Consider the following 22,728-nt stretch of genomic DNA (forward strand, 5'->3'; position numbering starts at 1 on the left):
CGATTGACCGAAGACCTCTTTGGCGGGCTGCCCCTGCCCGTCCCGCAACAAGGCCCCGCCCCGTCCGGGGGCGCGGGCGGCATCCCTTCCGCCCCTCCCGCAAAGTCCGTCCGTGCCCAGGGCGTGCGACCCGCGACGGTGGACGAGGCATTGCGCGCGCTGTCGGCGCGCCTGCCCGCCAACCTTTACTTCGGCACCTCGTCGTGGGCGTACCCCGGCTGGAACAAGCTGGTCTACGACGGCGAGTACGGTGACAGCGTGCTGTCGCGCAAGGGACTGGCCGCGTACTCGCGCCATCCGCTGTTGCGCGCGGCGGGGATCGATCGCGGCTTCTACGGGCCGATCCCGCTGGCGGACTACCTTTCGTACGCGGCGCAAGTGCCGGACGGCTTCCGCTTCGTGGTCAAGGCGCCAGCCAGCGTCTGCGACGCCTGGCTGCGCGGCTCGGATGGCGCCGGCCGGCTCGCCAATGCGGCGTTCCTGGACGCGGAGATCGCGGTGCGCGACTTCATCGCCCCGGCCACCGCCGGCCTCGGCAGCAAATGCGGGCCGCTGCTGTTCCAGCTGTCGCCGATGGGCAGCCTGGCGGACAGCGGCACGTTCCTGGAGCGGTTCGACGCGTTCCTGGGCGCGCTGCCGCCGCTGGATCCGTCCATCACGCCGCATGCCTGCTATGCCGTCGAGCTGCGCGACCCGGCGCTGCTGACGCCGCGCTATATCAGGCTGCTGCGCCGCCACGGCGCGCGCTTCTGCCTGTCGGCGCGCGACCGCCTGCCGGCGGTGCCGCGCCAGGCCGCGGCGCAAGCCTTGATGGATGAAACCGGCCCAGGGCCGCTGCTGCTGCGCTGGATGCTGCATGCGGGCCGGCCATACGCGTATGCCGAGAAGCTGTACACGCCGTTCGACCGCATCGTCGATGACGATCCCGGCACGCGCGACGCCATCGCCGGCGTTGTGGCGCGCACCCTGCGCGCCGGCCAGCCCGCCATCGTCATCGTCAGCAACAATGCCGAAGGCTGCGCGCCGCTAAGCATCGTGCGGCTCGCCGAGGCTATCGCCGCACGGCTGTAGGCGTCGGCTACAGCCGCAGCTTGGCGGCGAACTGCTTGCGGAACTTGGCCAGCTTGGGCGAGATCACGAAGGCGCAGTAGCCCTGGCTCGGGTGGTCCTGGAAGTAGTTCTGGTGGCCCTCCTCCGCGCGCCAGTACGGCTGCTCGGGCTCGACCTGGGTGACGATCGGGGCATCGTAGACCTTGGCCGCGGCCAGCTCGCGCATCACGTACTCGGCGACGGCGCGCTGCGCTTCCGAATGCGTGAAGATCACCGAGCGGTACTGCGGCCCGACGTCGTTGCCCTGCCGGTCTGGCGTGGTCGGGTCGTGGATGGCAAAGAAGATCTCGACGATCTCGCGGAACGTGATTACCGACGGGTCGAAGGTGACGCGCACCACTTCGGCATGGCCGGTATCGCCTTCGCACACCTGCTGGTAGGTCGGGTGATCCACATGGCCGCCGGTATAGCCCGACTCCACCGCGACCACCCCCTTGACCTGCTGGTAGACCGCCTCCAGGCACCAGAAGCACCCCCCGCCCAGCGTGGCCGTTTCGAATCGATGTTCCATGTGCGCCGCTCCCTTGCCTGGCATATGTCTATGTCTTGATTGTGTCCGGTGTCACGGACCTCAAGCATAAGCGCAGACGGGCGCGCGTGCATCGGCCATGCGGCCGGACTGCCGTGTCAGCCGGGTTGGCGTTGCGATTCCAGCAGCGCCCGCAACTGGGGCTTCATCACCTTGCCCAGTGCGCTGCGCGGCAGGTCATCGAGCAGCACCACCTCCCGCGGCAGCTTGAAGCGGGCGATGCGGGCGGCCAGCGCCTCGCGCACCAGTGCTGGGGCCAGCGGCGCGCGGTCGGCGCCCGGCGCCGGCACGATCACCGCCACCGGCACCTCGCCCCAGCGCGCGTCGGCCACCCCCACCACCGCGCACTCCTGCACGCCGGGCAGGCCGAGCAGCACGTTCTCGATCTCGGCCGGATAGATGTTCTCGCCGCCGGAAATGATCATGTCCTTGCTGCGCCCGACCACCTCGATGCAGCCGTCGGCATCGCGGTGGGCCAGGTCGCCGGAGTGGAACCAGCCGCCGGGCAGGCCATCGTCGGGCCCGTTCCAGTATCCGGCCATGACGTTGGCGCCCCGCACCCACAATTCGCCGACTTCGCCCTGCGCCACCTCGGCGCCATCGGGGCCAGCCAGCCGCACTGTCACCTCCGGCACCGGCCAGCCGGCATAGCCCGACCTCGCCATGGCGTCTTCCAGCTTCAGCACCACCGACACCGGTCCGGTCTCGGTCGCGCCATAGACCTGGCCGAGCGGCACGCCACGCGCGTGGAACGCGTCGATATACGACCCGGGGATCGTCGAGGAACCGGCCATCACGCCGCGCAGCGGCGACAGGTCGGCGCCGTCCCAGCCGGGATGCTCCAGCACCGCGCGCAGCGTGGCCGGCACCATCAGCGACAGGCTCGGGCGCGCTTGCGCCACCGACGCCAGCCACGCGCCGGGCGCGAAGCGGTCATGCAGCGTCACCTGCGCCCCGGTCAACAGCGCCGGCAGCGTCTGGATGCACAGGCCTCCGACATGGAAGGCCGGCAGCACGGAGAGCACATGATCGTCCTGCGTCATGCCGTGCGCCCACCAGCTGGCGCGCGCATTGGCCAGCACCCCTGCCTGCGTATGCACCGCGCCCTTGGGCTTGCCGGTCGTGCCCGACGTATAAACGAGCAGCAGCGGCGCGCCGTCGGCAACGTGCGGGAAGCTGGCAACGAGCGGCGCCGGGTGAGCGACGATGCGTTCCAGATGCGCCAGCCGGCACTGGCCATCGCTGGTCTCCAGCGCCAGTGCGGCATGCGCGTCGTCGTGGAACAGCAGCGCCAGCTGCGCATGGCCGGCGATGGCGTGAAGCTCGGCTGCGGCGAGCCGGTAGTTCAACGGCACGAATATCGCACCGACCCGCGCGCAGGCGAACAGCAGCACCAGCTGCAATTCATGGTTCAGGCAAAGCGTGCCGACGCGGTCGCCGGGGCGGATGCCCCATGTCGCCGCCAGGTGGGCGCTGGCGCGCTCCACGCGGCGCCACAGCTTGCCGTAGCTGAAGGTGCGGCCGAGGTAATGCAGCGCGGGCTGCCGTGGCGCCGCGTCGGCGTGCGCCCACAGCATGGCCGGCAGCGCGCCGAGTCCGGCGGTGCCGGGACGGGACGGACCAAGGCGGGCGCCGCTCATTCGTCGCGCTCGCCGGATTCGTACAGCGTTTCGCGGCCCATGCGGTCCAGGATCAGCTCGGCGGTCCAGGGCAGCATCAGCGCACCGCAGCGCGAATCGCGGTACAGGCGCTCCAGCGGCAGATCCTTGAGCATCGACTGCCCGCCGCAGGTACGGATCGCCAGCCGCGCGATATCGTTGGCGCCCTCCATCACGGTGTAGTGCGCGGCGTACAGGCGCAGGCGCTCGTCCTTGGATGGGTTGGGCCTGGCTTCATGGATCACGCGCCAGAAGATCGAGCGCATGGTCTCGAGCTGGATACGCATCTGCGCCACCGCGATCTGCTTGGTCGGATACATGCGGCGCTTGACCGGCGGCTGGCCCGGCACCTCGCCGCGCAAGTACTGCACGGTGAAATCGTAGGCGGCCTGCGCCACGCCGAGGTAGGTCGGCGACAGCGTGAAGAACATGGCCGGCCAGGTCTGCGCGGCACGGTAGTAGACGCCGCGCGGCATCAGCTGCTCCTGGTCGGGCACGAACACGTCCTTGAGCAGCAGCGTGCGCGAGACCGTGCCGCGCATGCCCATCGGGTCCCATTCGCCGGTCACGGTGAGGCCGTCGGCCTTGCCGGGCACGGCGATATAGAGGGTATCGCGCATGTCGGGATGCTGGTCGCCGTGGTCCTCGGTGCAGAGGATGCCGTAGTAGTCGGCGGCGCCCGACAGCGAGGCGAAGATCTTGCGGCCGTTCAGCACCCAGCCGCCTTCGACCTTGCGCGCGGTGGTGCCGAACGGCGCCTTGCCGGCGGCCGCGGCCGAGCCTTCGGAGAACGGCTGCGCGTAGACCGCGCCGTCGCGCACCACGCGCGCGAAATGCAGGGCGCGGCGGGCCTCGTGCTCGGCGCGCTGTGCGGGCGTCATCTCGATGCCATCGGACAGCGTGCCGGTCCACATGGTCGAGCAGATATGCATGTTGTACGTCAGCGCCGTCGCGCCGCAGAAGCGGCCAATCTCGGCGCCCACCATGCAATAGGTGGCGAAGTCCGCGCCCTCGCCGCCGAAGGCTTCCGGCACGCACAGCGCCAGCAGGCCGGCTTCGCGCAGATCGTCGTAGTTGGCGAAGGGAAAACTGGCCTCGCGGTCCCAGGTGGCGGCGCGCGCGGCGAAGCGTTCGCGCCCCAGGCGGTTGGCCAGCGCCAGCAGGCGCGCCTGGCGCGGGGTGAAATCCGCCGTACCGACGGCAGGAATGAAGTCGAGCTGGCCGGAAGGCATGTCGCGGTCTCCTTGGCGCTGGTCGATACGAACCTGCGCCGTTGATCTGGTTTTCTGGGACTTCGGGATCGGCGCACGCGTCAGCGCACCGGGAAATGCCGCTGGAGAAAAGCGAGTACGGGAGCGTTGAAGGCCGCCGGCCGCTCCATGCAGGCCAGGTGGCCGACATCGGGCAGGCAGTGGTATTCGGCGCCTGGGATGCGCTGCGCCATGCGCTGCATGACTTCGGGCGAGGCGTTGGTGTCGTGCTGGCCGGCCAGCGCCAGCACCGGCACGGCAATGTGCGGCAACGCGTCGCGCTGGTTGAAGCGCACCAGCGCGCCCAGCGCGGCGCGGTAGGTGGGCGCGGGCACGGCGGCCATCACTGCGGTGGCGAAGGCCACGGCAGGCCCTTCGGCATCCGGCGCCACCATCGTGCGCACCAGCCCCGCCGCCATCTCGGCCATGCTCTTGCCGGCATCCAGCGGCGCGGTGCGGGCGGCGATGAACTCGCGCTGCCACGGCCCGTCGCCCTTGCCAAACGCGGGCGAGGTGCCCGACAGCACCATGCCTTCGACCAGCGCCGGCGTGGCGGCGTACGCCTGTTGCGCCACCATGCCGCCCATGCTGTGGCCCAGCAGCACCACGCGCCGGCCGGCATCGCGCTCGGCCTGCAGCAGCGGCGCCAGCGCGCGGGCCAGGCCGTCGAAGTCATAGGGATCGATCATGTCGCTGTCGCCATAGCCGGGCATGTCCCACGCCAGCGCGCGGTAGCCCGCCTGCACCAGCGCTTCGCCCTGCGCCGGCCACGCGGCCTTGCCGCCGCCGATGCCATGCAGCATCACCACCGCGACCGGGCCGGCGCCCCACTCCAGCATGGCGATGCCATTGGGGCGCTTGTGGGAAGCGGGGGCGCTCATGCCGACACCTCCACCAGCTGGCCGGCCTCGACTTCATTGCGGCCGTCGAGCGAGACCGTGCAGTTGCGCAGCGGCAGGTCGAAATGGCCCAGCGTATGGCGGCCCGCCACCTCGTTGGCACCCGTGGAGAACAGGAAGTTGCCGCCGAACGCGCGCAACTCCGTGCCGTTGCAGTCGCGCTTGTCATAGAAGGCCAGCGCATCCCAGCGCGCCATCCGGTTCAGGCCCCAGCCGACGTGCGACACCGCGTAGGCGTCGCGCGTGCCCTCGCGGTCGGCCCAGGCCTGGTAGTAGCCGCGCATCATGTCGGCGTCGACGCCCTGCCCTTCGACGCCGACGATGTAGTCGTCCTCGATATGGCAGACCACGGTGTCGCGCAGGTAAGTCTTGAAGGTCAGGTTGACGTCGCCCGGCGCCAGCACCAGCGTGCCGTTGACCTGGCGGCTGGCCGGGAACGCCAGGCACAGCCCACCCGGCCAGTGCGAGACCTGCCCCGGCTTGTTGCAGAAACCCCAGACGCCGCCCACGCGAGCGTCGGCCAGGCCGATGCGCAACTCGGTGCCGGCGGCGGAATGCACGCGCATTTCCTTCGCGCCGCGCAGGCGCTTCATTGCGGCGCGTACGGTGCCTTCCAGCGCCGGATCGGGCTGGCAGCGTTCCAGGATCTCGGGGTGTTCGTTGCTGATCATCAGCATGCGCGGCACCACGCCGTCGGCGCCGCGCAGGATCAGCGGCAGCTCGGGCGCATGCAGCAGGCCTTCGACGGTGCAGTCCAGCACCAGATGGCAGCGGGACAGGGCCGCTACGACCGGCGCGAGGTTTTGCAAGGCATCGCTGGCGCCGGTCGAGCGCACTGGCGCCGGCGCACTGAGTGCCGGAGTCGGCACCTGGATACGGATGGGCGTGGCGCCCAGCGACTGCACCGCCAACTCGGCCAAGGCCACGTTGACAAGGCGGGATTGCGACTCCGTTACAATTCCAACGACTTCCGCGCCCTGCAGGGCACAGAGTTCCAGGGTGCGCCGGAACGCCGCCAGCCAGCGGTGTTCGATCTGCTCGATGAGCATGTCTTGTCTCCTGCTTGTTATCGTGCGGGCATGTGCCGCACTGTTTTTTGCGCCTCGGCCGACAGCCGCTGCAGGGCGACGTGTCAGCGGACTTGGTTGAAAGTCCCTGGCGCGAATAATATATATGAAATTTCATGAACTCCAGTGGAGCCCCCATGGGCATGCCTGAGGCCCAGCCACGGATCACCAACGTCGCCGCCGCACCGGACTTCGACGCGCAGCACTTCCGTCGCACGCTGTCGCAGTTCGCGACCGGCGTGACCGTGATCACCACGCGCGCCAGCGCCGAATCGGTCGAAGCCGGCGCGCCGCCGTTCATCGGCATCACCGCCAGTTCGTTCAACTCGGTGTCACTGGATCCGCCGCTGGTGCTGTGGAGCATGGCCACGCGGGCCAACAGCCTGCCGATGTTCCGCGACGGCACCCACTACATCATCAATGTGCTGTCCGCGTCGCAACTGGATCTGTGCCAGCGCTTCGCCACGTTGAAGGGCGACCGTTTCGCGGGCGTCGACTACCGACTGTCAGCCACCGGCCTGCCGATCCTGGCCAACGCGCTGGCGTGGTTCGAATGCCATAACCGCAGCCGCTACGACGAGGGCGACCACGTGATCTTCGTCGGCGAGGTGGAGCGCTGCGGCGTGCTCGAAGGTCCGGATGGCCCGCTGGTGTTCCAGGGCGGCCAGTTCTCCACCACCAGCCCGCTCGAACCCTGACTACCCGCGGCTCCATCATGGCGGACCAGCCTTTCGTCGACGGCTACCTGGCCTACCTGCTGGCCCGCGCCAGCCATCTGATTTCCGGCGAATTCCACCGCGAGGTCGAAGCCCGCGGCCTGTCCGTGCCGGAATGGCGCGTGCTGGCGACGCTGGCCGACCGCGCCGACTGCACCATCGGCGCGCTGGCCGAAATCACGCTGACCAAGCAGCCCACGCTGACCAAGCTGGTCGACCGCATGGCCGCCGAGGGGCTGGTCAGGCGCACCGCCGGCACCACCGACCGCCGCCATGCGCTGATCTCGATCACGCCGCACGGGCTGGCGCTGGCCAACCCGCTGCTGGAGCGCGCCGCGCAGCACGAGCGCACGGTGCTGAACGATTTCGGCCCCGACCAAGGGGCGCAGCTCAAGGAAACGCTGCGGCAGCTGATCGCGCTGCACACGCGTCGCTAGGCGTCTTCCCCGCCCGCCTTCAGGATCGCCAGCGGCGAGCTGTCGGTCTTGATCCGCTGCAGCACGATGTTCGAGCGGATATCCATCACGCCCTTGGTGCGGTACAGCCGGTTCACGATGAAGTCCGAGTAGTGCTTCAGGTTGCGCGCTTGCACACGCAGGATGTAATTGCTGTCGCCGGTGATGATGTAGGCCGACAGCACTTCGGGCCAGGACTGAACCGCGGCGATAAAGGTGTCGTGCCAGCCCTCCACGTCATGGCGCATCGACACCTGCACGATGGCCTCCAGTTCAAGCCCCAGTTGCTCGGCATCGAACCAGGCGCGGTAGCCGCCGATCACCCCTGACTCTTCCAGCAGCCGCACGCGGCGCAGGCATGCCGAAGGCGACAACGCCACCCGGTCGGCCAGGTCCTGGTTGCTGATGCGGCCGTTCTCTTGCAGGCACGCGAGGATGCGTAGATCGATGGGGTCGAGTGTCATTCGAATTTCCTGCGAAGAATATTTGGATACTCGAATTTTATGCGAAAGATGGCGTGTCTGACGGCTCATTTCGCAAGCCTCTTCCCGGGGAATTTGTCTAATATGCCGACATCGAGGCAGACAAAAGACGGCACCGCCGCCCCATTCCATGACCGCCCCCAGACAAGACCCGCGCCGGCTGTGGGACATCAGCCCGCCGCTGTCCCCGGCCATCCCGGTGTGGCCCGGCGACACCCCCTTCCAGCAAGCGCCCGCGTGGCAAATGGACGAACACTGCCCGGTGAATGTCGGCCGCATCACGCTGTCGCCGCACACCGGAGCCCACGCCGACGCGCCGCTGCACTATGCCGCCGATGGCGCGCCGATCGGCGACGTGCCGCTGGCGCCCTACCTCGGCACCTGCCGGGTGATCCACTGCATCGGCGCGTCGCCGCTGGTGGAGCCGTGCCATGTGGAGCACGCCCTGCAAGACCTGCCGCCGCGCGTGCTGCTGCGCACGTACGAGCAGGCGCCGCTGGCGCAATGGGACCCTGCTTTCTGTGCCGTCGCAGCCGACACCATCGCGCTGCTCGCAGCGCACGGCGTGCAGTTGGTCGGCATCGACACGCCTTCGCTCGATCCGCAGGAATCCAAGACCATGGACGCGCACAAGGCCGTGCGCCGGCATGGGCTGGCGATCCTGGAAGGCATCGTGCTGGATGACGTCGCCGAAGGCGACTATGAGCTGATCGCGCTGCCGCTGCGCTTTGCCGGGCTCGATGCCAGCCCGGTGCGCGCCGTGCTGCGCAGCCTGGACTGATCGCTTTAAAGATTCACGCATACCCACCACAAGACATGACGACTATTGACCGCGAGCACTGTCTACAGCTCGACCAGCAAGACCCGCTGCGCCCCCTGCGCGAGCAGTTCGCCCTGCCCGAGGGCGTGATCTATCTCGACGGCAACTCGCTCGGCGCCCGCCCGCGCGCCGCCGCCGCGCGTGCCGCCCAGGTGGTGGCCGAGGAATGGGGCGATGGCCTGATCCGCAGCTGGAACACCGCCGGCTGGTTCGAACTGCCGCAGCGGCTGGGCAACAAACTCGCGCCGCTGGTCGGCGCCGGCGAGAATGAAGTGGTGGTGACCGACACCACCTCGATCAACCTGTTCAAGGTGCTCGCCGCCGCGCTGCGCGTGCAGCAGACGCGCGATCCGGCACGCAAGGTGATCGTGTCCGAAGCCAGCAACTTCCCGACCGACCTCTATATCGCACAGGGCCTGGCCGACCTGCTGCAGCAGGGCTACTCTCTGCGCCTGGTCAACTCGCCGGCCGAGATCGACGCCGCCGTCGGCGCCGATACCGCGGTACTGATGCTGACGCACGTCAACTACAAGAGCGGCGAGATGCTCGACATGGCCGCGCTGACCGAACTGGCCCATGCCCGCGGCGCGCTGACCGTCTGGGACCTGTGCCACTCCGCCGGCGCCGTGCCGGTCAACCTGAAGGCGTCCGGCGCCGACTACGCCATCGGCTGCACCTACAAGTACCTGAACGGCGGCCCGGGCTCGCCCGCGTTCGTATGGGTCGCGCCGGCGCTGCGCGATGCGTTCTGGCAGCCGCTGTCGGGCTGGTGGGGCCATGCCGCACCGTTCGCGATGGAACCGCAGTACCGGCCGGTGGAAGGCGTGCGCCGCTTCCTGTGCGGCACGCAGCCGGTCACGTCGCTGGCGATGGTCGAGTGCGGGCTGGACGTGTTCGCGCAGACCAGCATGGCGGCGCTGCGCGCCAAGTCGCTGCAGCTGACCGACCTCTTCATCCAATTGGTAGAAGCGCGCTGTGGCCACCATCCGCTTACGCTGGTCACGCCGCGCGAGCACGCGCGCCGCGGCAGCCAGGTGAGCTGGGAGCATCCGGAAGGCTATGCCCTGGTGCAGGCCCTGATCGAGCGCGGCGTCATTGGCGACTACCGCGAGCCGCGCATTGCGCGCTTCGGCTTCACGCCGCTGTACACCAGCTTCACCGAAGTCTGGGATGCGGTGGAAATCCTGCGCGATGTGCTGGACAGCGGCGCATATCGCGATGCGCGCTTCCAGGTGCGCGGCCAGGTGACCTGATCGGGAGCGCATCATGAGTGATTTCAAGGGATGCCCTTTCTCGGGCGCGGCGGCTCAACCGGCGGCGCAAGGCGATGGCTGGCATGGCGCGCAGATGGATTTCGCCAAGGACATGAGCTATGGCGATTATCTGGGCCTGGACCAGATCCTGAGCGCGCAGCACCCGCTGTCGCCGGACCACAACGAGATGCTCTTTATCGTGCAGCACCAGACCACCGAGTTGTGGATGAAGCTGATGCTGCATGAACTGCGCGCGGCGCGGGAATCGGTCAAGGCCGATAGCTTGCCGCCAGCATTCAAGATGCTGACACGCGTGTCGCGGATCATGGACCAGCTGGTGCAGGCGTGGAACGTGCTGGCGACGATGACGCCGCCCGAGTATTCGGCGATGCGGCCTTATCTGGGGATGTCGTCTGGTTTCCAGTCCTACCAGTATCGGGAAATCGAATTCATCCTCGGCAACAAGAATGCGGCCATGCTGAAGCCGCATGCGCATCGGGCTGAGCATTTGTCGCTGGTGGAAACTGCTTTGAAGACGCCGTCGCTGTATGACGAAGCGATCCGGCTGATGGCGCGGCGTGGATTTGCCATCGATGCACAATGCGTCGAGCGCGACTGGACTCAGCCTACTGCCTACAACGCTTCGGTTGAGGCGGCTTGGCTTGAGGTCTATCGCAATCCTTCTGCGCATTGGGAACTGTATGAACTTGGCGAGAAGTTCGTCGACCTGGAGGATGCGTTCCGGCAATGGCGGTTCCGGCATGTGACGACGGTTGAACGCGTGATCGGGTTCAAGCGTGGCACTGGCGGCACCGAGGGTGTCAGCTATTTGCGGAAGATGCTGGATGTGGTGTTGTTTCCGGAGCTTTGGAGGTTGAGGACGGATCTTTGATTTGTTGTGTCGGCGTGCGGGGGATGCGGCTGCGGCTTGGCATTTGGTGGCTATTTGATGCGCCCGGTTCCGCCCTAAAGGGCGGGTAACTCTTTGTCCGAGCGACAAAGAGTCACCAGAAAGCGCGTTGACTGCCCTGGGCGGGCGGCCACTCTTATCGTAGTGTTCTAAGGCTTTCGTACGGGGCTTCACTTCCTCACAAAGCAGGGCTGCCTGCCGCGGTGGTGCGCCATGGTGGCTCGGGATTGACGCAATTATTGAACGAGCCCAGAGCTGTGAGTGGCCCCTGCTGCTGGCGGCAACGTAGGAACGCCTTCGGCTGCGCTGCGCGCCGGCAGCATTCTCAGGTCACTGGCCCCGGCACGGAACGCGTCGCTGCGCTCGCTTGGCCATATCGCCGGGTGAACCCAACAGCTTGTGCAGGCCTACCTTGTTTCTCTCCCCTCTCCCGCCTGCGGGAGAGGGGCCGGGGGAGAGGGCCGGAGCCTCCACGAAGCGAAGCCGGCCAATTCGCGCAGCGGGTCGCGGACCTCGTCAACGATAGCTATATCACTAAACCCGGCAGACCAACCAGGACCCGCGCGCAGCGCAGCCGCAGGCGTTCCTACCATGCCCTCAGCAGCAGGGGCCACCCACAGCTCTGGGCTCGTTCAATCACCGCGTTAATCCCAGCCAACGTGGCGTACCCCTGCGGCAGGCAGCCCTGCTTTGTGAGGAAGCGAAGCCCCGTACGAAAGCCGCCGCCCACTACGATAAAAGTGGCCGTCCGCCCAGGACAGTAAACGCGCTTTTGGTTACTTTTGCCGCTCGGGCAAAAGTGACTCGCCCTTTAGGGGCGAAACCGGGGCATTTCAAATATCCACCAGATACCAAGCCGCAAAGCAAAAGACCCCCCACCAGAAGCCATCCACCTCACCCCCCATCCGACAACCTCCCCGCCAACGCCACCAACGCCGGCGCCAGCGTCCGATGAAAAACCTCCTCCTCCACCGCCCCATAAGAAGCACTGCAACTCAACATATGCAGATCCTTCTCCCCAACAGGCCGAAACGCCACCGCGCAAGCATGAATCGCCGGATGCCAATCCCGGAATGACGACGCATACCCCCGCTGCTGCGCATCGGCCAACGCCACCCGCGTCGCGCCTTCCTGCTGTTTCCACTGTTCCGGAAACGCCTGGCTGAATTCAGCCAGCACCCGATCCCGCCGCGCTGCCGGCAGCGCAGCCAGATACGCCCGCCCCATCGAACTGGACACCAGCGACAGCCGCGACCCCACCCCCAACCCCAGCATCACGCCCGCGTCATTACGGATCGACTCGAGGTAAATCACCTCCATCCGCTCACGCTTGCCAAGCGATACCGATACCCCATACGACTGCGCGAACGCCAGCATATGCGGCCGCGCCAGTGTCACCACGTCGGACGCCGACAGGTACGCATACCCCAGCGCCAGCACGCCGGCATCGAGCGCGTACTTGCCCAGGCTGTCGTCATACCGCAGGTAACCCAACTGCACCAGCGTGCCGGCCAGTCGGCTGACGGTGGCTTTGGGAAACCCGGTGCGGCGCACGAAATCCTGGTTGCCAAGCATCGCTTCGCCGGTGCGAAAGCAGCGCAGCAACTCCAGCCCGCGCGCCAGCGCGGTGACGAAATTGGGATCGCTCTCCCGCACCGGCGTTGGTGCGTCGTTCGAAAGTGACGGACTGTTCAAGATGTGCTCCTCTCAGTTCGGCGGTTGTCCGCTCATCGCACAAGGGATCGGTGGCTTGGGGTTTTGCCTGTTGCACGGCAAATCCATTGCGATATACTAATTCAACGGAACACAGTTCCGCAATGCGGAACCATAAAATCCTCCGCAAACGATCACCGAACCCGATACTCCGGAAGCACCAGCGCAAATCGCCCGCTTCCGCCGCGCCACCGAAGGAGACCTGCATGGCTGCCAACGCCGAATTCCACTGGGCCGATCCCCTGCTGCTCGACCAGCAACTGACCGCCGACGAACGCGCCGTGCGTGACGCCTCCGCGGCGTACTGCCAGGACAAGCTGATGCCGCGCGTGCTGCAGTCGTTCCGCAACGAGAAGACAGACGTCGAGATCTTCCGCGAGATGGGCGAACTCGGCCTGCTCGGCCCGACCATCCCCGAGCAATACGGCGGCCCCGGCCTGAACTACGTCAGCTATGGCCTGATCGCCCGTGAAGTCGAGCGCGTAGATTCGGGCTACCGCTCGATGATGAGCGTGCAGTCGTCGCTGGTGATGGTGCCGATCTATGAATTCGGCACCGAAGCGCAGAAGCAGAAATACCTGCCCAAGCTGGCCACCGGCGAGTGGATCGGCTGCTTCGGCCTGACCGAGCCGAACCACGGCTCCGACCCGGGCTCGATGGTGACCCGCGCCAGGAAGGTCGACGGCGGCTATGAGCTGACCGGCGCCAAGATGTGGATCACCAACTCGCCGATCGCCGACGTGTTCGTGGTCTGGGCCAAGCTGCAGGGCGACGACGGCAAGGAAGCCATCCGCGGCTTTATCCTGGAAAAGGGCTGGAAGGGCCTGTCGGCACCGGCCATCCACGGCAAGGTCGGCCTGCGCACCTCGATCACCGGCGAGATCGTGCTCGACCAGGTGTTCGTGCCGGAAGAGAACATCATGCCGGGCGTGAGCGGCCTGAAGGGCCCGTTCACCTGCCTGAACTCGGCACGCTATGGCATCGCCTGGGGCGCGCTGGGCGCCGCCGAGTTCTGCTGGCACACCGCGCGCCAGTACACGCTGGACCGCAAGCAATTCGGCCGCCCGCTGGCCCAGACGCAGCTGGTGCAGAAAAAGCTGGCCGACATGCAGACCGAGATCACGCTGGGCCTGCAAGGCTGCCTGCGCCTGGGCCGCATGAAGGACGAAGGCACCGCCGCGGTGGAAATCACCTCGATCATGAAGCGCAACTCGTGCGGCAAGTCGCTGGACATCGCCCGCGTGGCCCGCGACATGCTCGGCGGCAACGGCATCTCGGATGAATTCGGCGTGATCCGCCACGTGGTGAACCTGGAAGTGGTCAACACCTACGAAGGCACGCACGACATCCACGCGCTGATCCTCGGCCGCGCCCAGACCGGTCTCCAGGCGTTCTTCTGAAGCATCCGGAAACTCTCCTTACGGACAGGGACAGGACTCCGCAATGAAAAAAGCCCGGCTGCAAAGCCGGGCCAAGCACACTACCAAGGAGACGACGAGGCTGCCCCCGTCGATAAAACACCTGTTCCGGACGCCGGCCCCGCAATTTGCGGGGCCGCGTTCATTTGGTCGTCATGCCTTGTCGGGTTGCGGCGTCAGCCGCAGGTACGGCCGCACGGCCGAGTAGCCCTTCGGGAATTTCTCGCGGATCACGGCCTCGTCCTTCAGCGAGGGCACGATCACCACGTCGTCGCCGTCCTGCCAGTTGCCGGGCGTTGCCACGCTATGGCTGTCGGTCAGCTGCAGCGAGTCGATGACGCGCAGGATCTCGTTGAAGTTGCGCCCCGTACTGGCCGGATAGGTGATGATCAGGCGCACCTTCTTCTTCGCATCGATGATGAACAGCGAGCGCACCGTCAGGGTCTCGTTGGCGTTCGGATGGATCATGTCGTACAGCTGCGAAACCTTGCGGTCGCCGTCGGCCAGAATCGGGAAATTGACCGTGGTCGACTGGGTCTCGTTGATGTCGCGGATCCACCCGTGGTGCGATTCCACGCCGTCGACCGACAGCGCGATCGCCTTGACGCCGCGGCGCGCGAACTCGTCCTTCAGCTTTGCCGTGAGACCAAGCTCGGTGGTGCACACCGGCGTGTAGTCGGCCGGGTGCGAGAACAGCACGCCCCAGCCGTCGCCGAGCCACTCATGGAAGCGGATGCGGCCTTCGCTCGAATCCTGCTCGAAGTCCGGGGCGATATCGCCGAGACGCAATGCCATGTTCAGAACTCCTATTTTGAAGTGGAACCAGAGTATCCCGATTGATATCCAACCCAAACGAATATAAAGTCACTACAAAATCACTCGTAGTCATATAGACATTTTCTGACAGTCTTTTCACGCGCTTTCGGGCATGCTGGCAATGGCCCCACCGATACCGGCGTTGAGGCGCGTGGCCTTGAAACCACCGTCGCACGCCACATATGCTAAGTATCAGACAGACAATGCCGTTAGCCTCGGAGCGTAGAAAATGTCAGAATCCGCACAAACCGAACCAACCGCCCGCAAACAGGAGAAACTGATGAGCGATGTCAAGACCGTACTGTCCGACGCCGAGGAGCTGCTGAAGCAAGCCGCTTCGACCACCGGCGAAAAAGCCGCCGAACTGCGCGAGCGCGGCATGGGTCTGCTCAAGCAAGCCAAAGAAAAGGCCCAGGACCTGCAGGATGCCGTCGTGACCAAGAGCAAGGCAGCCGCTCGCGCCACCGACGACTACGTGCACGACCACCCGTGGCGCGCCGTGGGCGTGGCGGCCGGCGTGGGCCTGCTGGTCGGTCTGCTGCTGAACCGCAAGTAAGCGGCTGTAGTCCCGGTGCGGCGCCAGGTGCCGCACCAGAGCGGCAACCCGCACGAGGCATGGGTTGCCAGAGGCCCGGGGGCCCGCACAGCGGCGCCCGGCCCCGTCCGCAGAAAGGCACGCACGGCCAGGCCGGCGTGCCGCTTTTACGCCGGAGCCGCCGAGCGAACCCATGAGCGAATCCACCCCCTCCCCCAAATTTCTGGAATCCGTGCGCAACCTCCTCAACTCGGTGGTTGCCATGGTCCAGACCCGTCTGGAGCTTGCCAGCGTCGAATTCGCCGAGGAGCGCACGCGCCTGATGAAGGTCGCACTGCTGGCCTGCTTCGGGCTGGTGTTCTTCGGCATCGCGCTGGTCACCTTTACCGCGCTCGTCGCCATCCTGTTCTGGAACAGCTATGGATGGCAGGCGCTGGGCGTGCTGGTGGTCATCTACCTGCTGCTGTGCGCCGGCTGCCTGGCGTACGCCCGCAACCTGGTGCGCAACGCCCCGCCGATGTTCGAGGCCACGCTCGCCGAAATCGACAAAGACCGGGAGATCCTGCGCCGATGACCACCCTGGGACCCGACGAAGGCGCGACCGAGCGCAACCGCCGCGAGCATGCGCGGCCCGTCCGCTTCACGCAGGAAGTCCGCTTGCCGCTCGAGGTGCGCAAGGAACTGCTGCTCACGCGCGCGGCGCTGGAGCGTCATGACTGCCTGCAGGCACTGCACCAGGTACGCGGCGGCGCACGACGGCTGGGCAATGTCGCCAGCTGGCTGCCGCGCTTCGCGCGGCCGGGCTCGTTAATGAAGGTGGCGGGCCTCACCAAGGACTACCCGCTGCTGAGCACCGCCGTCACGCTGGCACTGCCATTGCTCCGGCGCACGCCGGTACTGCGCTGGACCTGGAAGTTGTCCAAGGTAGGCCTGGCGGCCGGCGCGGCGTACTGGATTTACAACACCTGGCGTGACGCCAAGCGGCAGGCGATCCCTCCTGCCACCGTGCCGGACACCACCGCGACCACCACGCCAGGCGCGCCTCCCACCGACACCGGCTTCCGCGACCCGCTCGTGCCCTGAGCCTCGCGCTTGCGCTCAGGCCGTCCGCGCCGCCGTGGACGGCACCATCGCGGCGAGGCCGGAGGGGGCGAACGGCTGCGGCAGGCCGATATGGAAACCCTGCACCAGGTCGACGCCAAGCTCCCGCAGCCGCTCCAGCATGGCCTCGCTCTCGACGAATTCGGCGATGGTCTTCTTGCCCATGGCATGGCCGATGCGCTGGATCACTTCCACCATCACCAGGTTGACCGGGTCGGCCAGCATGTCGCGCACGAAGCTGCCGTCGATCTTCAGATACGCGGCCGGCAAGTGCTTCAGGTATGTGAACGAGGACATGCCCGCGCCGAAGTCGTCCAACGCGAAACTGCAACCGAGCTGCTGCAGCTGCTGGATAAATGCTCCCGCCTGAGCGAGGTTAGCGATCGCCGCGGTTTCCGTGATCTCGAAGCAGATGCCGTCCAGCGCGATGCCGGCGCGCTGCGCCTGCTCGCGCACGAACTCGGGGAAGTGGATATCCGCCAGCGACGAGCCAGACAGGTTGACGGCGCAGGTGGCGAACTCCCCCTGGCGACCCGCCAGCGCGCGGAAGGCAGTCTCGACCACCCAGCGGTCGATCATCGGCATCAGGTTGTAGCGCTCGCACGCCGGCACGAAAGCCATCGGCGGCACCAGCCGGCCGCGCTCGTCAAGCATGCGCAGCAGCAGTTCGATATGCCGGCCCCTTGGCCGCGCCGCGGTGTCCGGCTGCGCTGGCACGATCTCCTGTGCGTACAGGCAGAAGCGCCCAGCCGCCAGCGCGGCGTGCACGCGGCTGACCCACTCCATCTCGCCGTGCCGCGCCTGCACCACGCTGTCCTTCGGGTGATAGACCTGCACGCGGTTGCGTCCGCCCTCTTTGGCCACATAGCAAGCCGCGTCGGCTGCGCTGAGCGCTTCGGCGACGCTGCCGGTCTGGGCGTCTAGCGAGATCAGGCCGATGCTCACGCCCAGCGCGAAGGTGCGCTCCCGGTGCGCGAATCGGAAGCACGCAATGGCGTGGCGCAGCGCCTCGGCCACGCGCTCCCCGTCGCTGGTGGCGCAATGCTCGAGCAGCACGCCAAATTCGTCGCCGCCAAGGCGTGCCAGCGTATCGCTGCGGCGCAACTGGCTGCGCATGACCTCGGCCATCTGACGGATCAGCTCGTCGCCGGCGGCATGGCCGCAGGTATCGTTGACCACCTTGAACTGGTCGAGGTCCAGGTACATCAGCGTGTGGCTGACACCTTGCGCACGCGCCCGCGTGATCGCCGCACCGACGCGGCGTTCGAACTCTGCGCGGTTGACCAGGCCGGTGAGGCCGTCGTGGCTGGCCTCGTACGCCAGCCGCGCGGCGTGCGCGCGCTCCTGGCTGATATCGTGCAGCACCACCACCACGCCGATCGCGTGCGTGGCACGGTCGCGGATCAGAGCCACCGAGGGCTTGACCGCCAGCGACTGGCCGGGATGTCCCGATGCGGCGCGCTGCACCAGTTGTGCCGACTGGCTACGCCAACGCTGCCTGAGCGCAAGCGTGACGATATCGGGCAGCGGCGCCAGGCTGTCCTCGTCGCGCAGCATGCACACCTTGCCCAGCGGCAGCCCGAGGGCATCGGCCTCGCGCCAGCCGGTCAGCGCCTCGGCAGCGGGATTGAGCGACTGCACGCGGCCCCATACGTCGGTGGTCACCACCGCGTCGCCGATCGCCTGCAGCGTGACCTGGGCACGCTCCTTCTCGGCGAATAGCTGCGACTCATAGCGCTTGTTATCCGAGATATCCGTCAGCGAGCCCGCCATGCGCGATCGCCGCTGCGCGGCGGCGCGCACCAGCCTGCCGCGTGCGCGCACCCACAGGTAGTTGCCGTCGCACTTGCGCAGCCGGAACTCGGTGTCATACGGCTCGCCGCTGCGCAGGTGCCGAGCGAGCTTGGCCTCGAAGGCTTTGAGGTCCGACGGATGCAGCAGGGCGAGCACGGTCTCGCGCGCATGCGGCAGCTCACTTGCGCCATAGCCCAGCATCTGCGCGCATCGCGGGGAAAAGTAAAGTTCGCCGCTGCCGAGGTGCCAGTCCCACAGACCATCATTGCTGCCCTCCACCGCCAGCTGCAGTTGCTCCTCCCTCTGGGCCAGCGCCTCGCGCAACCGGCGTTCGCGCCGCAGCGGGCCGTACGACAGCAGGATCGCCGACATCAGCATCAGGGTCGCCACCACCGCGCTGCCGGTGGTCAGCAGCCGCGTTACCCGGCGCGAGGCCTGTCCTAAGTGTTCCGAGAAGGCGCGCTCCAGCGGGTTCAGCCGCGCATCGATCTGCGCGATCCGACGCAGCACCGGCGCCACGCAATCGTCGTCGCAGCCGGGGCGGTCGACCAAACGTCGCAGCGCCAGCGCCTGTTCGTGCAGCGCGGCGATCTCTTCGTCGCCGGCGGCCCATACGCGAATCGCGGCATCGACCTCGTGGATATGGCGGAAATTGCGGTAAAGCCGCACCATCCGTGGGATGTCCTCCGGGTGGTTGCCGCCGGCGAGCAGCCCTTCGCGCACGCGCTCCAGGTCCGGCTCGTCGCGGTCGAGTTCCAGGCGGGCGCGATGATCGCCCAGCGGAATCGCAATGGCAGCCAGATAGGAGGTGAAATCCGCGGGGTTGCGGTCCTCGCCATAGCGCAACAGATGTAGCACCGCATTTTTCTGGCCCTTGGACCACTGGCTCTCGCCCGCGCCGAATGCACGCGCGGCCGACAATAGGTCAAGGCTGGCGATGCTGAACAACGCCAGCGCGACCACCACCGGAATGAACGGCCAGATGATGCGCAGCACGTGGCCGCTGGCCGGTAACGATTCACCCGCTTGCCGCATATGGAATCCTGCCGGCTGCTTGCCCGGCTCAGTTCATTCTGTGTCCCCCCGTCGCGCCAGGCTGCGCGACGTTTTATTGTCCTGTGGGTAAGACAATAAGTCTCTAACTCGATCTGGTTAAACCAGTGGATGGCGAGACGTTTTGTGATGCAATCTGCATCACTATGGGATAGATGGGCCGTATGGTGCGTGACGCCATGACGTCGCTGCGCGCGGGATCGAGCGGCCTCACAAGCGAGAGGTAAACGACAAAGGGCCTGCGCAATGCGCAGGCCCTTTGTGTACTTCGAATGCTGGTGGGTCGTGCGTGACTCGAACACGCGACCAACGGATTAAAAGTCCGCTGCTCTACCGACTGAGCTAACGACCCGAAAAAACAGAACCGCGATTATAGTGACACCCTTCTCGATGTGTCAAGGGCTCACCGAATACGGCGTTCAGATCATGCGTTCCAGCCGCCACATCTGGTAGCGGAACGCCAGCACCGCACCCAACAGGATGCCGGCCAGTGCGATAAACGACCCGATCGCCAGCGTCGATACACCTGACAACCCCTGCCCCACCGTACAGCCCAGCGCGGTCACGCCGCCCGCACCCATCAGGATACCGCCGACCATATGGTTGGCCACGTCCTCGGCGTTGCCGAAACCTTCCCAGCGGAACGTGCGCGTGGCCAGCGCATAGACCGCGGCGCCGGCGATCACGCCGAACACGCTGACGATGCCAATGGTCAGCACCTTGCTCTTGTCGCTGAACATCATCAGCCAGTCGAGCGTATAGGCGAACGGCGCGACAAAGCTCAGGCTTTCCATGCGGCCGGAGTTGGTCGATACGAACAGTTCTTCAAGGGTGTTCGGATCCTCGGCGACGTAGCCCAGGTGGCCCGACACGTACCACATCGCCACGATGATCAGCCCGACGCCGATGCCGCCGAGCAGGTTGTCGAACGAGCGGAAGCCGCGCCCCGCCAGCGCCCACACCACCAGCACGCCGCCCAGCAGCAGCCCGAGCCCAAGCTGCAACGCGCCGCGCGCCACGCCGGTGCCCTGCGCCAGCACCGACGGCAGGTCCTGCGTAGTCGGCAGCGTGACCGCCACCGCGTCGACGGTATTGACGCGCACCACGCCGAACAGGCCTCGCAGCGTCATGTACGCCGACAGCCCCAGGAACACGAACACCACCAGCGACTTCAGGTTGCCCGCGCCGATGCGCACCAGCGTCTTGCTGCCGCAGCCCGATGCCAGCACCATGCCGAAGCCGAACATCAGCCCGCCAGCCAGCGCCGACAGCCAGCCCAGCTTGCTGGCGGTATAGATGGTCTTGGTCGGATCGACCGCGCCGGCCCAGGCCAGCACGCCGGTGCCGATCATGGCCACCCCGATCGCCAGGCCCCACATGCGCGCGCGGGTCCAGTCGCCCATGTTGACCACGTCGGAGACGGCGCCCATGGTGCAGAAGTGCGTGCGCTGCAGGACGGCGCCGAACAGGAAGGTCAGGACGAACGTGCTCAGCAGCACGGTGCGCGAGAGCGCGCCAAGGTCGATATCAGGCATGTCGTTGAGAGGGAGGACGGCTTCTGGCGGCGTTCGGTTCGATATGTTCAGGCGGCGCCCTGGTAGCGGGTCGGGTCGGGCACGCCGGCGGCCTCGAAGCCGGCGCGGCGGATGCGGCACGAGTCGCACACGCCGCAGGCGCGGCCGTCGTCGTCGGCCTGGTAGCACGACACCGTCAGGCTGTAGTCGACGCCCAGGCCGATGCCGGCGCGGATGATCTCGGCCTTGGTCATGTCGATGATAGGCGCATGCACGCGGAAGCGGTCGCCCTCGACGCCCGCCTTGGTGGCGAGGTTGGCCAGGGTTTCGTAGGCGGCGACGTACTCGGGCCGGCAATCGGGGTAGCCGGAGTAGTCCACCGCATTGGCGCCGAAGAACAGGTCGCGCCCGCCCACGGCCTCGGCCCAGCCGAGTGCCAGCGACAGCATGATGGTGTTGCGCGCCGGCACGTAAGTGACGGGGATGCCGCCGGTGGCGCCGTCGGTGGGCACTTCCAGCGCGTCGTCGGTCAGCGCCGAACCGCCGAAGCGGCGCAGGTCCAGGTCGACGATCTCGTGGCAGGTGGCGCCCAGCGCCGCGGCCACGCGCTTGGCGGCCTCCAGTTCAGAAGAATGGCGCTGGCCATAGCGCATCGACAGCGCATAGGTCTCGAAACCCTGGGCGCGGGCCATGGCAAGTACGGTGGCGGAGTCGAGTCCGCCGGAAAGCAGGACGATGGCGCGTTTGGTCATGATGCGGAGGGCGCACCGGGGGCGGCGCGCAAGAACATTCAGGCGAATCACATATTCTAGCGCGACAAACGAAAAAGGCCCGCCGAAGCGAGCCTTGCAGCAGAGGACGGCGCGCCGCCGCCGCTTACTTCAGCGTCTTGAGACGGTTGCTGGCCGCCTGCGCGCCCTCAGTGCCCGGATACTTTGCCACCACCTGCTCCAGCGTCTTGCGCGCGGCCGCCTTCTGGCCGGACTCGAGCTGGTTGTTGGCAATGGCGATCATCGCGTCCGGCACCTTGGGGTGCGTCGGGTTGGCGTTGACCATGTTCTGCAGCACGAAGGTGGACCCCTTGTAGTCGCGCTGCGCATACAGCGAGTTGCCGAGCCAGTACTGCGCCAGCGGCAGGTACGGGCTCTGCGGGTACTTCTTGACGAACGACGAGAACGAATTCCCGGCGCTCTTGAAGTCGCCCGCCTGGAACTGCTTGAGCGCGGCATCGTATTCGGGCTTTTCGCCCGGCTGCGACACGCCTTCGCGGCCCTCGACCGTGACCTGCTGCGGCTCGAATTTCTTCAGGCGCGAATCGAGGTCGGCGTAGTAGTCCTTCTGCTGCTTCTGCAGCGTGTCCACCGTGTTCTGCAGCACTTCGTTCTGGCCGCGCAGCCGCGCCACTTCCTGGCGCATGCCCTCGAGCTGGTTCTGCATGTCGAGCGTAGTGCGGCTGTTCTGCTCGATGCGCTGCGTGGCAGTCGCCTGGAAACCGTTGAACTGGTCGCGCAGGCTGATGACCGCCTTGCGGGCCTCGTCATCGTCGAACACACCGGCCTGCGCCTGCGCGAGCGGGAGCATGCCGCCGCCGGCGACGGCGGCAAGCCATAACAGGGTGGAAACGCGTGCTTTCAT

General features: G+C 66.9%; 22 protein-coding genes and 1 tRNA gene. 10 read left to right on the forward strand and 13 right to left on the reverse strand.

The window, feature by feature from the left end:
- Window positions 1-3 precede the first annotated feature (3 nt).
- Window positions 4-1,071 carry a DUF72 domain-containing protein gene (locus tag ACIP1U_RS04180; protein ID WP_400312153.1) on the forward strand — a complete coding sequence of 356 codons (1,068 nt, stop codon included), beginning with the start codon at window positions 4-6 and terminating at the stop codon, window positions 1,069-1,071.
- 7 nt (window positions 1,072-1,078) lie between these two features.
- Here ACIP1U_RS04180 and msrA read toward each other — a convergent pair whose 3' ends face one another.
- From msrA to ACIP1U_RS04205, 5 genes are all read right to left on the reverse strand, one after another.
- Window positions 1,079-1,621, reverse strand: a complete 543-nt coding sequence (gene msrA, locus ACIP1U_RS04185) for a peptide-methionine (S)-S-oxide reductase MsrA (RefSeq protein WP_400312155.1) — start codon at window positions 1,619-1,621, stop codon at window positions 1,079-1,081.
- Window positions 1,622-1,737: 116 nt separating this feature from the next.
- Window positions 1,738-3,279: a class I adenylate-forming enzyme family protein gene (locus tag ACIP1U_RS04190; RefSeq protein ID WP_400312156.1), complete on the reverse strand. Its 1,542-nt coding sequence runs from the start codon at window positions 3,277-3,279 to the stop codon at window positions 1,738-1,740.
- On the reverse strand, window positions 3,276-4,529 hold the full coding sequence (locus ACIP1U_RS04195) for an acyl-CoA dehydrogenase family protein (protein ID WP_400312157.1): 1,254 nt from the start codon (window positions 4,527-4,529) through the stop codon (window positions 3,276-3,278). Before ACIP1U_RS04195 ends, ACIP1U_RS04190 begins: the two co-directional genes overlap by 4 nt.
- An 80-nt stretch (window positions 4,530-4,609) precedes the next feature.
- Complete coding sequence (locus ACIP1U_RS04200; RefSeq protein ID WP_400312159.1) at window positions 4,610-5,428, reverse strand: alpha/beta fold hydrolase; 819 nt, start codon at window positions 5,426-5,428, stop codon at window positions 4,610-4,612.
- On the reverse strand, window positions 5,425-6,495 hold the full coding sequence (locus tag ACIP1U_RS04205) for a peptidase M29 (RefSeq protein WP_400312161.1): 1,071 nt from the start codon (window positions 6,493-6,495) through the stop codon (window positions 5,425-5,427). Before ACIP1U_RS04205 ends, ACIP1U_RS04200 begins: the two co-directional genes overlap by 4 nt.
- A 155-nt stretch (window positions 6,496-6,650) precedes the next feature.
- On the opposite strand from ACIP1U_RS04205, the gene ACIP1U_RS04210 reads away from it, so the two are divergent.
- Together ACIP1U_RS04210 and ACIP1U_RS04215 are read left to right on the forward strand one after the other, a co-directional pair.
- Window positions 6,651-7,211, forward strand: coding sequence for a flavin reductase family protein (locus tag ACIP1U_RS04210; RefSeq protein ID WP_400312163.1), 561 nt, complete (start codon window positions 6,651-6,653; stop codon window positions 7,209-7,211).
- 17 nt (window positions 7,212-7,228) lie between these two features.
- Window positions 7,229-7,666, forward strand: a complete 438-nt coding sequence (locus ACIP1U_RS04215) for a MarR family winged helix-turn-helix transcriptional regulator (RefSeq protein WP_400312165.1) — start codon at window positions 7,229-7,231, stop codon at window positions 7,664-7,666.
- On the opposite strand, the gene ACIP1U_RS04220 is transcribed toward ACIP1U_RS04215, so the two are convergent.
- Window positions 7,663-8,148 carry an Lrp/AsnC family transcriptional regulator gene (locus ACIP1U_RS04220; protein WP_400312167.1) on the reverse strand — a complete coding sequence of 162 codons (486 nt, stop codon included), beginning with the start codon at window positions 8,146-8,148 and terminating at the stop codon, window positions 7,663-7,665. The genes ACIP1U_RS04215 and ACIP1U_RS04220 overlap by 4 nt on opposite strands.
- A gap of 148 nt (window positions 8,149-8,296) precedes the next feature.
- Between ACIP1U_RS04220 and kynB the strand changes: the two genes are divergently transcribed.
- From kynB to kynA, 3 genes are read left to right on the forward strand one after another with little or no spacing between them, the layout of a single operon-like run.
- Entirely contained in the window at window positions 8,297-8,947 is a 651-nt protein-coding gene (kynB, locus tag ACIP1U_RS04225; protein WP_400312169.1) for an arylformamidase, read from the forward strand.
- A gap of 35 nt (window positions 8,948-8,982) precedes the next feature.
- Complete coding sequence (kynU, locus tag ACIP1U_RS04230; protein WP_400312171.1) at window positions 8,983-10,239, forward strand: kynureninase; 1,257 nt, start codon at window positions 8,983-8,985, stop codon at window positions 10,237-10,239.
- Window positions 10,240-10,252: 13 nt separating this feature from the next.
- A complete protein-coding gene (gene kynA, locus ACIP1U_RS04235) occupies window positions 10,253-11,131 on the forward strand; it encodes a tryptophan 2,3-dioxygenase (protein ID WP_400312173.1) in 879 nt (292 codons plus the stop codon).
- Between the two features lie 912 nt (window positions 11,132-12,043).
- On the opposite strand, the gene ACIP1U_RS04240 is transcribed toward kynA, so the two are convergent.
- Window positions 12,044-12,844, reverse strand: coding sequence for an IclR family transcriptional regulator (locus tag ACIP1U_RS04240; RefSeq protein ID WP_400312175.1), 801 nt, complete (start codon window positions 12,842-12,844; stop codon window positions 12,044-12,046).
- A 224-nt stretch (window positions 12,845-13,068) separates the two neighbouring features.
- Here ACIP1U_RS04240 and ACIP1U_RS04245 point away from each other — a divergent pair, with 224 nt between their 5' ends.
- A complete protein-coding gene (locus ACIP1U_RS04245) occupies window positions 13,069-14,262 on the forward strand; it encodes an acyl-CoA dehydrogenase (protein WP_400312177.1) in 1,194 nt (397 codons plus the stop codon).
- Between the two features lie 171 nt (window positions 14,263-14,433).
- On the opposite strand, the gene ACIP1U_RS04250 is transcribed toward ACIP1U_RS04245, so the two are convergent.
- Window positions 14,434-15,075 (reverse strand): peroxiredoxin, encoded by a 642-nt coding sequence (locus ACIP1U_RS04250; protein WP_400312179.1) that lies wholly within the window; start codon window positions 15,073-15,075, stop codon window positions 14,434-14,436.
- A 250-nt stretch (window positions 15,076-15,325) separates the two neighbouring features.
- Between ACIP1U_RS04250 and ACIP1U_RS04255 the strand changes: the two genes are divergently transcribed.
- From ACIP1U_RS04255 to ACIP1U_RS04265, 3 genes are all read left to right on the forward strand, one after another.
- Window positions 15,326-15,652 (forward strand): YqjD family protein, encoded by a 327-nt coding sequence (locus ACIP1U_RS04255; protein ID WP_022536174.1) that lies wholly within the window; start codon window positions 15,326-15,328, stop codon window positions 15,650-15,652.
- Window positions 15,653-15,824: 172 nt separating this feature from the next.
- Window positions 15,825-16,205, forward strand: coding sequence for a phage holin family protein (locus ACIP1U_RS04260; RefSeq protein ID WP_400312182.1), 381 nt, complete (start codon window positions 15,825-15,827; stop codon window positions 16,203-16,205).
- Window positions 16,202-16,714 (forward strand): DUF3318 domain-containing protein, encoded by a 513-nt coding sequence (locus ACIP1U_RS04265; RefSeq protein ID WP_400312184.1) that lies wholly within the window; start codon window positions 16,202-16,204, stop codon window positions 16,712-16,714. The genes ACIP1U_RS04260 and ACIP1U_RS04265 overlap by 4 nt, the downstream gene beginning before the upstream one ends.
- A gap of 15 nt (window positions 16,715-16,729) precedes the next feature.
- On the opposite strand, the gene ACIP1U_RS04270 is transcribed toward ACIP1U_RS04265, so the two are convergent.
- From ACIP1U_RS04270 to ybgF, 5 genes are all read right to left on the reverse strand, one after another.
- A complete protein-coding gene (locus ACIP1U_RS04270) occupies window positions 16,730-19,561 on the reverse strand; it encodes an EAL domain-containing protein (protein WP_400312186.1) in 2,832 nt (943 codons plus the stop codon).
- 294 nt (window positions 19,562-19,855) lie between these two features.
- Window positions 19,856-19,931, reverse strand: a tRNA-Lys gene (locus ACIP1U_RS04275).
- Between the two features lie 67 nt (window positions 19,932-19,998).
- Window positions 19,999-21,114 (reverse strand): YeeE/YedE family protein, encoded by a 1,116-nt coding sequence (locus ACIP1U_RS04280; RefSeq protein WP_400312188.1) that lies wholly within the window; start codon window positions 21,112-21,114, stop codon window positions 19,999-20,001.
- A gap of 47 nt (window positions 21,115-21,161) precedes the next feature.
- Window positions 21,162-21,845 carry a 7-cyano-7-deazaguanine synthase QueC gene (gene queC / locus ACIP1U_RS04285; protein ID WP_400312190.1) on the reverse strand — a complete coding sequence of 228 codons (684 nt, stop codon included), beginning with the start codon at window positions 21,843-21,845 and terminating at the stop codon, window positions 21,162-21,164.
- 124 nt (window positions 21,846-21,969) lie between these two features.
- Complete coding sequence (gene ybgF, locus ACIP1U_RS04290) at window positions 21,970-22,728, reverse strand: tol-pal system protein YbgF (protein WP_400312192.1); 759 nt, start codon at window positions 22,726-22,728, stop codon at window positions 21,970-21,972.

Origin of the sequence: Cupriavidus sp. NPDC089707, from assembly GCF_044748965.1 — a bacterium.
Taxonomy (GTDB): Bacteria; Pseudomonadota; Gammaproteobacteria; order Burkholderiales; family Burkholderiaceae; genus Cupriavidus.

Bases quoted from the DNA above. Each gene is read 5' to 3' on its own strand.
- ACIP1U_RS04205 (WP_400312161.1), bottom strand. From the start codon at position 6,495: ATGCTCATCGAGCAGATCGAACACCGCTGGCTGGCGGCGTTCCGGCGC.
- ACIP1U_RS04200 (WP_400312159.1), bottom strand. From the start codon at position 5,428: ATGAGCGCCCCCGCTTCCCACAAGCGCCCCAATGGCATCGCCATGCTG.
- kynB (WP_400312169.1), top strand. From the start codon at position 8,297: ATGACCGCCCCCAGACAAGACCCGCGCCGGCTGTGGGACATCAGCCCG.
- msrA (WP_400312155.1), bottom strand. From the start codon at position 1,621: ATGGAACATCGATTCGAAACGGCCACGCTGGGCGGGGGGTGCTTCTGG.
- ACIP1U_RS04270 (WP_400312186.1), bottom strand. From the start codon at position 19,561: ATGCGGCAAGCGGGTGAATCGTTACCGGCCAGCGGCCACGTGCTGCGC.
- queC (WP_400312190.1), bottom strand. From the start codon at position 21,845: ATGACCAAACGCGCCATCGTCCTGCTTTCCGGCGGACTCGACTCCGCC.
- kynA (WP_400312173.1), top strand. From the start codon at position 10,253: ATGAGTGATTTCAAGGGATGCCCTTTCTCGGGCGCGGCGGCTCAACCG.
- ybgF (WP_400312192.1), bottom strand. From the start codon at position 22,728: ATGAAAGCACGCGTTTCCACCCTGTTATGGCTTGCCGCCGTCGCCGGC.
- ACIP1U_RS04190 (WP_400312156.1), bottom strand. From the start codon at position 3,279: ATGAGCGGCGCCCGCCTTGGTCCGTCCCGTCCCGGCACCGCCGGACTC.
- ACIP1U_RS04195 (WP_400312157.1), bottom strand. From the start codon at position 4,529: ATGCCTTCCGGCCAGCTCGACTTCATTCCTGCCGTCGGTACGGCGGAT.
- ACIP1U_RS04260 (WP_400312182.1), top strand. From the start codon at position 15,825: ATGAGCGAATCCACCCCCTCCCCCAAATTTCTGGAATCCGTGCGCAAC.
- ACIP1U_RS04220 (WP_400312167.1), bottom strand. From the start codon at position 8,148: ATGACACTCGACCCCATCGATCTACGCATCCTCGCGTGCCTGCAAGAG.
- ACIP1U_RS04215 (WP_400312165.1), top strand. From the start codon at position 7,229: ATGGCGGACCAGCCTTTCGTCGACGGCTACCTGGCCTACCTGCTGGCC.
- kynU (WP_400312171.1), top strand. From the start codon at position 8,983: ATGACGACTATTGACCGCGAGCACTGTCTACAGCTCGACCAGCAAGAC.
- ACIP1U_RS04250 (WP_400312179.1), bottom strand. From the start codon at position 15,075: ATGGCATTGCGTCTCGGCGATATCGCCCCGGACTTCGAGCAGGATTCG.
- ACIP1U_RS04280 (WP_400312188.1), bottom strand. From the start codon at position 21,114: ATGCCTGATATCGACCTTGGCGCGCTCTCGCGCACCGTGCTGCTGAGC.
- ACIP1U_RS04245 (WP_400312177.1), top strand. From the start codon at position 13,069: ATGGCTGCCAACGCCGAATTCCACTGGGCCGATCCCCTGCTGCTCGAC.
- ACIP1U_RS04255 (WP_022536174.1), top strand. From the start codon at position 15,326: ATGTCAGAATCCGCACAAACCGAACCAACCGCCCGCAAACAGGAGAAA.
- ACIP1U_RS04210 (WP_400312163.1), top strand. From the start codon at position 6,651: ATGGGCATGCCTGAGGCCCAGCCACGGATCACCAACGTCGCCGCCGCA.
- ACIP1U_RS04265 (WP_400312184.1), top strand. From the start codon at position 16,202: ATGACCACCCTGGGACCCGACGAAGGCGCGACCGAGCGCAACCGCCGC.